Origin of the sequence: Lutibacter sp. A64, from assembly GCF_022429565.1 — a bacterium.
GTDB lineage: Bacteria > Bacteroidota > Bacteroidia > Flavobacteriales > Flavobacteriaceae > Lutibacter.
In genome coordinates, this window is sequence record NZ_CP092487.1 from 3408647 (window position 1) to 3421110 (window position 12464).

10 protein-coding genes are annotated in these 12464 nt (G+C 29.2%); 1 reads left to right on the forward strand and 9 read right to left on the reverse strand.

Annotated elements, in window-relative coordinates:
• Window positions 1-2: 2 nt before the first annotated feature.
• From asnS to pyrH, 5 genes are all read right to left on the reverse strand, one after another.
• The gene (gene asnS / locus MKD41_RS13915; RefSeq protein WP_240242940.1) at window positions 3-1436 is read right to left on the reverse strand and encodes an asparagine--tRNA ligase; all 1434 of its coding nucleotides are present in this window, start codon (window positions 1434-1436) and stop codon (window positions 3-5) included.
• A gap of 142 nt (window positions 1437-1578) precedes the next feature.
• The gene (locus MKD41_RS13920) at window positions 1579-3954 is read right to left on the reverse strand and encodes an efflux RND transporter permease subunit (RefSeq protein ID WP_240242941.1); all 2376 of its coding nucleotides are present in this window, start codon (window positions 3952-3954) and stop codon (window positions 1579-1581) included.
• Window positions 3955-4010: 56 nt separating this feature from the next.
• Entirely contained in the window at window positions 4011-6527 is a 2517-nt protein-coding gene (locus tag MKD41_RS13925) for a DUF5686 and carboxypeptidase-like regulatory domain-containing protein (protein ID WP_240242942.1), read from the reverse strand.
• A gap of 205 nt (window positions 6528-6732) precedes the next feature.
• Window positions 6733-7287 carry a ribosome recycling factor gene (gene frr, locus MKD41_RS13930; RefSeq protein WP_240242943.1) on the reverse strand — a complete coding sequence of 185 codons (555 nt, stop codon included), beginning with the start codon at window positions 7285-7287 and terminating at the stop codon, window positions 6733-6735.
• A 23-nt stretch (window positions 7288-7310) separates the two neighbouring features.
• Window positions 7311-8018, reverse strand: coding sequence for a UMP kinase (pyrH, locus tag MKD41_RS13935; protein WP_240242944.1), 708 nt, complete (start codon window positions 8016-8018; stop codon window positions 7311-7313).
• A gap of 319 nt (window positions 8019-8337) precedes the next feature.
• Between pyrH and MKD41_RS13940 the strand changes: the two genes are divergently transcribed.
• Complete coding sequence (locus tag MKD41_RS13940) at window positions 8338-9444, forward strand: acyltransferase family protein (protein ID WP_240242945.1); 1107 nt, start codon at window positions 8338-8340, stop codon at window positions 9442-9444.
• A gap of 78 nt (window positions 9445-9522) precedes the next feature.
• Here MKD41_RS13940 and tsf read toward each other — a convergent pair whose 3' ends face one another.
• The 4 genes from tsf to rplM all read right to left on the reverse strand — a co-directional run bounded on the left by tsf (window position 9523) and on the right by rplM (window position 12299).
• Complete coding sequence (gene tsf, locus MKD41_RS13945; RefSeq protein WP_240242946.1) at window positions 9523-10491, reverse strand: translation elongation factor Ts; 969 nt, start codon at window positions 10489-10491, stop codon at window positions 9523-9525.
• A gap of 49 nt (window positions 10492-10540) precedes the next feature.
• The gene (gene rpsB, locus MKD41_RS13950) at window positions 10541-11287 is read right to left on the reverse strand and encodes a 30S ribosomal protein S2 (protein WP_240242947.1); all 747 of its coding nucleotides are present in this window, start codon (window positions 11285-11287) and stop codon (window positions 10541-10543) included.
• Between the two features lie 170 nt (window positions 11288-11457).
• Window positions 11458-11844 (reverse strand): 30S ribosomal protein S9, encoded by a 387-nt coding sequence (rpsI, locus tag MKD41_RS13955; RefSeq protein WP_240242948.1) that lies wholly within the window; start codon window positions 11842-11844, stop codon window positions 11458-11460.
• Window positions 11844-12299: a 50S ribosomal protein L13 gene (gene rplM / locus MKD41_RS13960; RefSeq protein WP_240242949.1), complete on the reverse strand. Its 456-nt coding sequence runs from the start codon at window positions 12297-12299 to the stop codon at window positions 11844-11846. The genes rpsI and rplM overlap by 1 nt, the downstream gene beginning before the upstream one ends.
• Window positions 12300-12464: the final 165 nt, after the last annotated feature.

Genomic DNA, 12464 nt, shown 5'->3' on the forward strand with positions numbered 1-12464 from the left:
AATTAAAACTCTGCGTTTTGAGGAGTTCTAGGGTAAGGTATTACATCTCTAATATTACCCATACCGGTTGTAAATTGCACCAAGCGTTCAAAACCTAATCCAAAACCACTATGCACTGCTGTTCCAAATTTTCTAGTATCTAAATACCACCATAATTCTTTTTCATCAATTTTTAGTGCTTCCATTTTTTGTTTTAATACATCTAAGCGCTCTTCACGTTGGCTGCCTCCAACAATTTCACCAATTCCTGGAAACAATACATCCATTGCTCTTACAGTTTTACCATCGTCATTTAAACGCATGTAAAAGGCTTTAATATTGGCAGGGTAATCAAATAAAATTACAGGACATTTAAAATGTTTTTCTACTAAAAAGCGTTCGTGTTCACTTTGTAAATCTGCACCCCATTCATTAATAAGGTATTGAAATTTTTTCTTTTTATTAGGTTTGCAATTTCTTAAAATTTCAAAAGCTTCTGTATACGAAACTCTTTTAAAGTTATTTTCAACCACAAAGTTTAATTTCTCAAGCAAAGTCATTTCACTGCGTTGTAATGCAGGTTTTGTTTTTTCTTCTTGGTTGAATCTATTATCTAAAAATGTAATATCATCTTTACAAGTATCTAACACGTAATTTATAACAGATTTAATAAAATCTTCTGCTAAATCCATATTGTCATCTAAATTATTAAATGCAACCTCTGGTTCAATCATCCAAAATTCTGATAGGTGACGTGTAGTGTTTGAGTTTTCTGCTCTAAAAGTTGGTCCAAAAGTATAAACTTTACCCAATGCCATTGCATAGGTTTCTGCTTCTAATTGACCAGAAACGGTAAGGTTTGTTGTTTTTCCAAAAAAGTCTTTAGAAGTATCTACTTTACCAGCTTCGGTTTTAGGTGGGTTTTCAACATCTAATGTGGTTACTTTAAACATTTCACCAGCTCCTTCAGCATCAGACCCTGTAATTATAGGTGCGTGAAAATTATAAAAACCATTTTCAGTAAAATATTTATGAACTGCAAAAGATAAAGCAGATCGTACTCGCATTACTGCACTAAATGTATTTGTTCTTACTCTTAAATGTGCATGTTCACGTAAAAATTCGAAGCTATGTTTTTTTGGTTGAATAGGGTATTCTTCTGGATTAGAGTCTCCTAATATTTCAATTTCATTAACTTGAATCTCTATAGATTGTCCTTTTCCTTGACTTTCAGTTAAAGTACCTTTTACAGAAACTGCAGCGCCTGTAGTTATACGTTTTAAAACGGATTCGTCAGTCTTTTCAAAGTCAACAACACATTGTATATTGTTAATTGTTGAACCATCGTTTAAAGCTATAAATCTATTAGCTCTAAAGGTTCTAACCCAACCCTTAAGGGTTACATCTTGTAAAAAATTATTTGAACTTAAAAGTTCAGCTACAGTACTTTTATTCATGTTTAAAATTTTAAGAGTTACAAAGATACATTAACTAATGAAAGTTGGAAAATCTAATTGTGTAAAAGTGATTTTATAAAAATGTTTTATAAAATCACTAATTATTTATTTTAAAAATAGGTGTATTTAAAAGCTAAATAGCTTATTTATCTATGTTTTGATCTTCTGGTGTAAGAATATCTAAAGTTGGTTCTTTAAAGGTTTTTTTATTGGCAATTTTTTTCTCTAAAGAAAGTAGTAACGAAGGAAGTAATAATAAATTAGAGACCATTGCAAATAAAAGTGTTATTGAAACCAAACCTCCTAAGGCAATAGTACCTCCAAAACTTGAAACTGTAAAGACTAAGAAACCGAAAAATAAGACTATTGATGTATAAAACATGCTTACCCCAGTTTCTCTTAAAGCTGCGTAAACAGATTGTTTAATTTTCCAATTATTAGTCATTAATTCTTGTCTATATTTTGCTAAAAAGTGTATAGTATCATCTACAGATATACCAAAAGCAATACTAAAAACTAAAATTGTTGATGGTTTTATAGGAACACCTAAATAGCCCATTAAACCAGCAGTAATAAGTAGTGGAAATATATTAGGAATTAATGAAATTACAATCATTCTAAAAGAACGAAATAAGAACGCCATAAAAATAGCGATTAATATAATGGCTAATGAAAGTGAAATAACCAGGTTATTTATTAAAAAGGTGGTTCCTTTTAAAAATACTAAAGCACCTCCTGTCATGCTAACATTATAATCTTCTTTTGGAAACTCCTTATCAATTTTTTGAATTAGGCGGTCTTCAATTATTTCCATTTTATCAGTTCCAATATCTTTCATAAAGGTTGTTATTCTTGCATAACGTCCAGTTGAATCAACAAAGTTGTTCAATAAATTGCTATCTGTTGTTGCTTTTTTAGAATAAGATAGTATCCAATTTTTTTCTTGATTGTTTGGTAATTCGTAAAATTGTGGTTTTCCGTTGTAAAATGCTTGTTTAGAATATTTAACTAAATTTAAAACTGAAATAGATTTTGAAAGTTGAGGAATTTCATCAATAGTTTCATCTAATTTATTCATGCGTTGTAATGTACTAAGTTTCATTACACCATTTTCAGTCTTAGTATCAATTACAATTTCAAGCGGCATTATACCTCCAAATTCTTCTTCAAAAAATACAATATCTTTAAAAAATGGTTTGCCTTTAGGCATGTCTTCAATTAAACTTCCAGATATTTTAATCATATAAATACCTATCATACTTACAATAATTAAAATAACAGTTGTTGCATATACTGTTAATCTATGGTGTCTAACTATAGATTCCATCCAAGTAACAATGGTGTCAATCCATTTGCGTTCTAAATGTTTTAGGTGTTTTTCTTTTGGTAACGGTAAAAAACTGTATATAATAGGTATAATTAATAATGCTAAAACAAAAATTGCTAAAATATTAATAGAAGCAATAGTACCAAATTCTCGTAATAACTGACTTTTTGTGAAAATAAATGTTGCAAAACCAGAGGCTGTTGTAACATTAGTCATTAAAGTTGCGTTTCCAACTTTAGAAATTACACGTTGTAAAGATTTAGCTTGATTTCCGTGTTTTTTTACTTCTTGTTGGTATTTATTTATTAAAAATATGGCGTTTGGCACTCCAATTACAATAATTAATGGTGGAATTAATGCCATTAGAACGCTAATTTCATACCTAAATAATCCAATAAAACCAAAAGCCCAAATAACACCAATACTAACTACTATTAAAGTAATAAAAGTTGCTCTAAAAGATCTAAAGAAGAAAAAGAAAATAAGTGCGGTTACACCTAAGGCAAGTGCAACAAAAATACCTATTTCATCTATAATATTTTGAGCGTTCATGGTACGAATGTACGGCATACCAGATACTCTGATATCTATATTATAATCTTTTTCAAATGTTTCTATTGCGGGATTTAGAGCATCAAAAATAAAATCTTTACGAACAGCAGTATTTACAATGTCTTTTTTTAGGTAGACAATTGTTCTAATAGTTTCAGACTTTTTATTAAATAAAAAATTATCGTAAAAAGGAAGGTTTTCAAAGAGTTCAGTTTTTATTTTTAAAACATCTTCTACTGTTTCAGGTGCTTCAGTGTATAAAGGTACTAGGTCAAACTTTTGTTCTGTTTTGTTCTTTGTTAATTTTTGAATATCACCTATTGCAACAGTAAAATCTACTTCTGCAAAACTATCTAGTTGTTTAGATAAATTATTCCAAGCTTTAAATTTTTCGGGAGTAAATATTGAAGGGTCTTCAGTTGCTAAAATTATTAGATTTCCTTCTTCTCCAAAAAGATCTAAAAATTTATTATATTCTATGTTTACTTGATGGTTGTCAGGTAAAAGGTTGGCTTCTGTATATGAAAAACGCATATACTGCATTTGTGTAGCCAAAAGGAAGGTGCAAATTGCAATTAAAAGAATTATAATATACCGACCTTTTAAAATCAGTCTAGAAATATGAGCCCAGAAATTCATTAAAAAAAATTTCTTGCAAAGTTAATAAAATAGTTGAGCTTTTAATTACCTAATAGTTAAAAACCAATCCTTAATTTATAGGTTAATTTTATAGCTAAATTATCGCTCCAAAGGGTATTTTTATATACTCCGTATCTATAAAAACCGCTTAAGCCAAAGCCTTTAAATAAGTTATTAAATTCTAAACCGCTTTCTAAATAAGCTTTGTTTAAACCTTTAAAAATTAGTCCATTATGGTATTCTGGGTTGCTAATTTTTCCAATAGCAACTCTGGTTACTGCTGTTAATTGAGGTTTGAATTTTTTACTAACAATAAAAGGTCTTAATTGATGTTTAACATGCAATGCAGCAAATTTATCTGATATAAACTCATTATATCCCATAGTTTCAAAACTATTTTTACCCGCAAAAGTAATACGCTTGCTCCAAGGGCTTTTAAATGTATAGTTAGGTGTTGCATTAAATAAGTGCGAAATTGGTGTGTCTCCAAATACAATACCTCCTTCAGCTAAAATAGTTGTTGTTGCTTTTTTTAGAGGTTTTATTTCATGTGAAATTCTTAAATTTATTTGTGTAAAATCGAAATCACTCTGAAATATATCTTCAAAACTTTTTGTAAATTGAAATGTAAATTGAGGAAAAACATTTTTTATTTTAAGCTTTCCAACAGGAGAATTCATGTATTCGTTTTTAGGATTGTATTGAAATCCTAAAGTTGCTAAACTTAATTTATATGCTGTTAAGTTTTTATCTAAAGAGTTAAATTGATATTCAAAAACAGGTAAATAATCTCCACTACTAACTTGAAGTTTTGCTTCCAAATTTGGTTGAATATCGTGCGATATAAAAGCTTTTGCCACTTTATAATTGTAAAACTTATCGATATTTAAGTTTCTAGGATTTACAGGAGAAAACGAGTTGTTTTCTTTTATAAAATCTAACGCAGCAGCTTCTTTTAAATCATTTGTATAGCTACCACCTATCCAAGTATTATTGTTTTTATTAACTCTAGTTGATGCTCCAATACTGTATTTAAAGTCTTTATCTTTTGTACCATACGCTATGTACGCTTCTATTTTAAAAATAGATGAAAAATCTGTATTTGTTTCTCCTCCAAAGCCTAAACGAACACCTTCATAATTATTTAAATTTAATATTTTGCCTAGGTTAAGATTAATGTATTTAGTAGGGAAGTAGCCTTTTAAAATATTACGAGCAAAATTTATTTTTTTTTCAACACCTTCAGTTTTAGCTACACTATCTAAATAAATGTATGTATTTTTTCCTCGTTGTGTAAGTGAATCGGTTCTGTATAAATTCCAAAAGTCAGCTCGTTTTTTATGGGCATCATCGTTAAATTGTATTGTAGTGGAAGATTTTTTTATAGACACAGGCGTGTTAATATAAATATTTGAATTTGATGATTTGGAAATAAAATAAGTAACATCACTTTCTTCCTTTGTGTTTGTTTTAATTAGAGAGTCGTTTTTCTTGCTTTCTGAAACTTTAATGGCACCTCCAAACAATGCGATACTTTCTTTATTTTTACCTTTTCTTAGTACTACATTCATAGTTTTAGGAAACCAAATTTGATGTTTTTCTTGGTAGCTAAAATTTTGAGTTGCTTTAATATTTACCAAACCCTTTAATTCTGCAATAGCTTTGGTAATTGCAAATTGTTTGGTGTCTATAAATAAAACACCTTCTATACCTAAATTTCCTGTTTCTTTTTTAGGTTTATAATAAATTAAAATTGAACTTCCGTGTCCGTTATCTATGGTGTCTAAAATTTTGTAGTTGTATTTTTTTAAGGCATTATTGGCAATGGGGTTTGTATATTTTGTACCGGCTAATGTGTAAAACTCATGATAAAAAGAAAGGTCTTGAAATGTAACAGCTAACAATTCGTATATAGGTTGTTTTAATCCGGCCATTCTAAAGGCTAGAACAACTTCTTTTTGTTTTTTACCTTTTTCAAATTTAAATTCAGAGATTTTTTCAGAAATAAATAAATGTTGTTTTATTAGATCTTTTTTAAATTTATAGTTTGAAGAATCTATAGATATAAATTGCTTTTCTCCATCTTTTTTTAGTTTATAAATAGAATCAATTTTTCCATTAATAGAATCTGGGTTAGCAGTTACCAAAATTTTATTATAAGTATTAAACTTAAAGGTGTTTAATGCTTTTTCTATATTGTTTTTAGGTTTGTTTTTAATGGTGTTTTTAATAATTTCTAAAGCAGGATTTTCTTTAGCGGTAATTAAAATTTCGTTTAAGCTTTCAACAGAACTTGTTAATTTTATGGAAAGAAAAGGAGTGTTGTTTTTTATAGGAATTTCTATAGTTGAATAACCTATGTATGAAATTTTAATAAAATTAAAGCTGTTTTTTGTTTCTATAGAAAAAGTTCCATCAACATCTGTTAAAACGCCAAAGCCAGTATTTGTTATTATAGATGCAAAAGGTAAGGGCTTATCCGTTTTACTATCTGTTATAATTCCACTAATTTGGTTTTGAGAAACCACTAAAAGAGGAAGGATGCATGCTAATAAAGTTAGTACCTTTTTCATTAAAATATTTTTAGTGCTTAGAAAATAAAAATATATGAATAAAAAAGGCTATCTATTATGTTATAGAATTCACTAAATACGAATTATAAGAAATAATCTTTTTTTAAATATGATAAATATAGATTATTTCAAGTTTCGCAATTAGGATATATACATTTTAGATAGCCTTTTTGCTTTTAGAATGAATTAATTAGAAAGGGTGAAATTACACCTTCATAATTTCAGCATCTTTTATTTTATAAAGATTGTCAACTTCTTCACTAAATTTATCAGTTAAAGCTTGAATGTTTTCTTCAACAATAGATTTCATATCTTCAGAAGCATCAATTTTTTTAATTTCTTGCATTGCTTCTCTTCGGTCGTTTCTAATGCTTACTTTAGCGTTTTCGGCTGTTGCTTTTGCATGTTTAGATAAGTTTCTACGTCGTTCTTCGGTTAAAACAGGCACGTTAATAATAACAACTTCACCATTATTCATAGGGTTAAAACCTAAATTAGAATTCATAATGGCTTTTTCAATTTCGTGTAGCATGTTTTTCTCCCAAGGTTGTACAGTAATTGTATGTGCATCCATTGTACCAACATTAGCAACTTGTGCTAAAGGTGTTTGAGAACCATAATAATCTACGGTTACGCTGGCTAACATTGTAGGGCTAGCTTTACCTGCTCTAATGTTTCTGAATTCTTTTTCTAAATGCACAATTGCTTCTTGCATTGCTTCTTTTGTACTATCTATAATAAAGTCTAATTCTTCATTCATAATTAAAAAATTTTAATTTCTAACTAATTATCAACTTTTGTTCCAATACTTTCTCCTGAAATTACTTTTTCTAGGTTTCCTTTTGTATTCATATCAAAAACAATAATTGGTAAATTATTTTCTTGACTTAAAGCAAAGGCAGTCATATCCATAACTTTTAAACCTTTATTCATCACCTCTTTATAAGAAATGGAATCGAACTTAATGGCGTTATCATTTTTTTCAGGATCCTTATTGTAAATACCATCTACACGAGTTCCTTTTAAAATAACTTCTGCACCTATTTCTATTGCTCTTAAAACAGCGGCAGTATCAGTTGTAAAATACGGATTTCCAGTTCCACAACCAAAAATAACTACTCTTCCTTTTTCTAAATGACGTACTGCTCTTCTTTTAATAAAAGGTTCTGCAACTTGCTCCATTTTTATAGCGGTAAGCAACCTAGTTTTTATACCAGCAGTTTCAATAGCACTTTGTAATGCTAACCCATTTATGGCAGTGGCTAACATACCCATATAATCTCCTTGAACTCTATCTATACCATTACTTGCTCCGGCAACACCTCTAAAAATATTTCCACCACCAATAACTATGGCAACTTCAATACCTTTATCTACAATATTTTTTATTTCTTGAGCATATTCTGCTAATCTTTTTGGGTCTATTCCGTGTTGTTGGTCGCCCATAAGCGCTTCACCACTTAATTTTAATAGAATTCTTTTATAAGTCATAATTTCTTTGAAAGTTATGCAAATATAATAAATACTTTAGAAGTATAAATGGAATGTTTGGCATGAATTGATGGAATATTTAATACAGTTTTGCATTTTTAGGTTAATTTAAAATTTTAATTAAAGGTTTGGTTTGTGTTTTTTTATAATTTTTTTGTTTAATCACTTTTAAGTTTTCTAAAAAAATGAAACTTAAAAACAGGCTTTTCTAGAACAATTTTATTAAATTTATGATGGTAATTATATTTGAAAATTAAGGATGTATTTCTTGGTTTTTAATTTTAGTTATTTTAATAATTATAAATTTTAAAAAAAGAGTATGGCTGTATCCCAAAGATTAATTGCTTTAGATGTTTTAAGAGGTTTAACTATTGCTTTAATGATTATGGTAAATACTCCCGGTAGTTGGAGTTACGTTTATCCACCATTATTACATGCCAAATGGCATGGGTGTACGCCTACAGATTTAGTGTTTCCTTTTTTTCTTTTTATTGTAGGGGTTTCTATGTTTTATTCTTTTAAAAAGTTTGAAAAAGGCATTACTAAGGCTAGTTTTAAAAAAGTAATAAAGCGGACTTTAATTATTTTTTTATTAGGCCTATTTTTAAATTTATTTCCAAAGTTTAATTTTGAAAATGTACGTTTTTTAGGAGTCTTACAAAGGATTGCAATAGCATATGGATTAACGGCTTTGTTGTGTTTACAGTTTAATGTAAAAGTTTTAAAATATATTTTTGTGTCTATTTTATTGGGTTATTGGGCTCTTTTATACTTTGGAAATCCAATAGATCCTTACGCTCCAACAGAAAATTTAGTGCAATTAGTTGACTTAGCAATTTTGGGAGAAAATCATATGTATAAAGGATTAGGTTTTACTTTTGATCCCGAAGGTTTATTGTCTTCATTGCCATCAATAGCAACAGTTTTATTAGGTTATTTTTCCGGAAATATTATTGAAATTTCTAGTAGTACAATGGAAACTATTAAAAAGTTTGTAATATACGGACTTATTTTAGTAGTTGTAGGTTTAGCTTGGGGTACTATTTTTCCAATAAATAAATCGTTATGGACTAGTACTTATGTACTTTATGCTGGTGGTTTGGCTTTATTGTTTTTAGGTTTATTGTTATGGATAATTGATGTGAAAGGCTTTAATAAATGGTCTACACCATTTATTCATTTTGGAACAAATCCATTATTTATTTTTATGTTCTCAGGTGTTTATGTAAAAACAATAATTTATTTAGTAAAAATAACAGGGCCAAATGGAGAAGGACTTACAGGTTATAGTTATTTATATAAGCATGTGTTTGTGCCAATTGCTGGAGCTATGAATGGATCATTATTATTTGCTATAGCACATATAGTGTTCTTTTGGTTTTTAACTTATGTATTGTATAGAAGGAAGGTATTTATAAAAATTTAATAATAGCATCATTTTTAAAAAGGCATAAAAAAAACCTCGTATTTAGCGAGGTTTTTTTTATTGAAATTTAATAGTATATTATACTAAAGAAACTCTTTTAAAATCAGTTACTGTAATATCTCCAATAGATTTTACATATTCAGCAACAGTAATTTTTTCATCTTTAATAAAATTTTGATCAAGAAGACATTGTTCGTGATCTAATGTAGTATTATCAGAAATAAAACGTTCTAATTTTCCAGGAAGAATTCTATCCCAAATAGCTTCTGGTTTACCTTCAGCTTTTAATTCTTCTTTTAATTTTAATTTAGTTTGTTCAATAACTTCATCAGTTAATTGAGATCTAGAAATAAAAGTAGGAACATTTTTAAGTGTTTTACCTAATCTAGCAAGTTCAATATTATCTTTTTCAATTGCTGCAATTCTAGCTTCAGTTTCAGAAGCAACATAAGCAGGATCGAAATCTTTGTAAGATAATGTAGTAGCTCCCATTGCAGCTACTTGCATAGATACATCTTTAGCAACAACATCTGAACCTTCAATATTAGCAGATAAAACCGTTAAACTAGCAATTTTATTACCAACGTGAATATAAGAACCAACATAAGGACCTGATACTTTTTCAAATCCACCAATTTCTAATTTTTCACCAATTACTCCAGTTTGCTCAATTAATTTTTCAGCAACAGTCATTCCTCCAAAATCAGCAGCTAAAAAAGCTTCTTTAGAGTCACAATTTACTGCAACTTTAGCTAATTCTGTAGCTAAAGCAACAAAAGCATCGTTTTTAGCAACAAAATCAGTTTCACAATTAAGAGAAATAATAGCACCTTGTGTATTGTCATCATTTACGTATGCAATAGCAGCACCTTCAGAAGAATCTCTGTCTGCTCTTTTTGCTGCAACTTTTTGACCTTTTTTACGTAAAATATCAACTGCTTTGTCAAAATCTCCTTCTGCTTCAACAAGTGCATTTTTACAATCCATCATACCTGCGCCTGTAGATTGTCTTAATTTATTTACTTCTTGGGCTGTAATTTTCGCCATTTTATTATTGTTTTTTGTTGAATTTAGGCATTCAACTATTTTACTTTAATTATTTTTTTACTTCTTTTTTAGTTTCAGCTTTTGCTTCAGCAACCTTTTCTTTACCAGCTTTTCTTTCTGATAATCCTTCAGCAACTGCATCAACAACATGTCCTAAAACTTTTTCAATAGATTTTGAAGCATCATCATTAGCAGGTACAACATAATCAATTCCTCTTGGGTCAGAGTTTGTATCAATCATTGCAAAGATTGGAATGTTTAATTTTTTAGCTTCAGCAACTGCAATGTGTTCTTTTTTTACATCAACTACAAAAATTGCACCTGGTAAACGTGTCATATCTGTAATAGAACCTAAGTTTTTTTCTAGTTTTTCACGTTGACGGTTAATTTGTAATTGTTCTCTTTTAGAAAGTGCTGCAAAAGATCCATCTTGTTTCATTCTATCAATAGTCGCCATTTTTTTAACAGCTTTTCTAATAGTAACAAAGTTAGTTAGCATTCCACCTGGCCATCTTTCTGTGATGTAAGGCATGTTAACACTTTTAGATTTGTCTGCAATAATTTCTTTTGCTTGTTTTTTTGTAGCTACAAAAAGGATTTTTCTACCTGAAGATGCAATTTTCTTTAAAGCTTCAGAAGCTTCTTCGATTTTTGCTGCGGTTTTGTAAAGGTCAATAATATGTACACCGTTACGTTCTCCGTAAATGTAAGGAGCCATGTTTGGATCCCATTTTCTTGTTAGGTGACCGAAATGTACACCTGCGTCTAATAAATCTTTAATTTCAATATTTGCCATTTGTATTTAGTTTACGTTCCGTTGAGTTAGCAATAGGGAAGTAGCGAATACTCGATCTTCCCTATTTGGATGCTAAACTTTTTACAGTCATTGACTGATCAACGACAACTTTGTTTTTAATTTCAATGAACCACCAAAAAAATTGGTGTACCAATACTTGTATAAAACGATTAACGTTTTGAGAATTGGAATTTTTTTCTTGCTTTCTTTTGACCGAATTTTTTACGTTCAACCATTCTTGGGTCTCTTGTAAGTAATCCTTCTGGTTTAAGAATTGCTCTGTTTTCTGGGTCTAACTCAACTAAAACTCTAGAAATTGCTAAACGAATAGCTTCTGCTTGTCCAGTAATTCCACCTCCAAAAACATTAACTTTAATATCAAATGCTTCTGCATTATCTGTTAAGTTTAAAGCTTGTAAGATTTTGTATTGTAAGTGAGGAGTAGTAAAATACTCTTTATAATCTTTTTTGTTAACCGTAATATTTCCTTTTCCTTCAGAAACATATACACGTGCAACAGCTGTTTTTCTTCTACCTATTTTGTGAATTGTATCCATTATTTAAGATCGTTAAGGTTAATAGTTTTAGGTGTTTGTGCAGTTTGATCGTGATCAGTTCCAGCATAAACATATAAATTACTGTACAATGTACTACCTAATTTGTTTTTAGGTAACATACCTTTTACTGCTTTTTCTACAAGACGACAAGGGTCTTTTTCAAACATTTCTGTTGCAGTTAATGATCTTTGTCCACCTGGATAACCTGTGTGACGAATGTAAGATTTGTCACTCCACTTTTTACCAGTTAAATTAATTTTTTCCGCGTTGATTACCACTACATTGTCTCCACAATCTACGTGAGGAGTGTAATTTGGTTTGTATTTACCTCTAATTAGCATTGCTATTTTAGAAGCTAGACGACCCAACGTTTGCCCGTCTGCATCAACTAATACCCACTCTTTAGTAGCTGTATTTTTGTTAGCTGATACTGTTTTGTAACTTAATTTACTCACAATTAAATTCTTTGTTATTGTTAAACATTTATTTTTTGTCCCTAAAAAGGGAGTGCAAATGTACAAACTATTATTTATATAACAAGCGGTAAAAAGTCTAAAGTTTAAAACTTTAAAGATTTCTTAGTTGAATGGTGTAATTCATTCACATTTAAAAGCTTAGAT

Bases quoted from the DNA above. Each gene is read 5' to 3' on its own strand.
- asnS (WP_240242940.1), bottom strand. From the start codon at position 1,436: ATGAATAAAAGTACTGTAGCTGAACTTTTAAGTTCAAATAATTTTTTA.
- MKD41_RS13920 (WP_240242941.1), bottom strand. From the start codon at position 3,954: ATGAATTTCTGGGCTCATATTTCTAGACTGATTTTAAAAGGTCGGTAT.
- MKD41_RS13925 (WP_240242942.1), bottom strand. From the start codon at position 6,527: ATGAAAAAGGTACTAACTTTATTAGCATGCATCCTTCCTCTTTTAGTG.
- frr (WP_240242943.1), bottom strand. From the start codon at position 7,287: ATGAATGAAGAATTAGACTTTATTATAGATAGTACAAAAGAAGCAATG.
- pyrH (WP_240242944.1), bottom strand. From the start codon at position 8,018: ATGACTTATAAAAGAATTCTATTAAAATTAAGTGGTGAAGCGCTTATG.
- MKD41_RS13940 (WP_240242945.1), top strand. From the start codon at position 8,338: ATGGCTGTATCCCAAAGATTAATTGCTTTAGATGTTTTAAGAGGTTTA.
- tsf (WP_240242946.1), bottom strand. From the start codon at position 10,491: ATGGCGAAAATTACAGCCCAAGAAGTAAATAAATTAAGACAATCTACA.
- rpsB (WP_240242947.1), bottom strand. From the start codon at position 11,287: ATGGCAAATATTGAAATTAAAGATTTATTAGACGCAGGTGTACATTTC.
- rpsI (WP_240242948.1), bottom strand. From the start codon at position 11,844: ATGGATACAATTCACAAAATAGGTAGAAGAAAAACAGCTGTTGCACGT.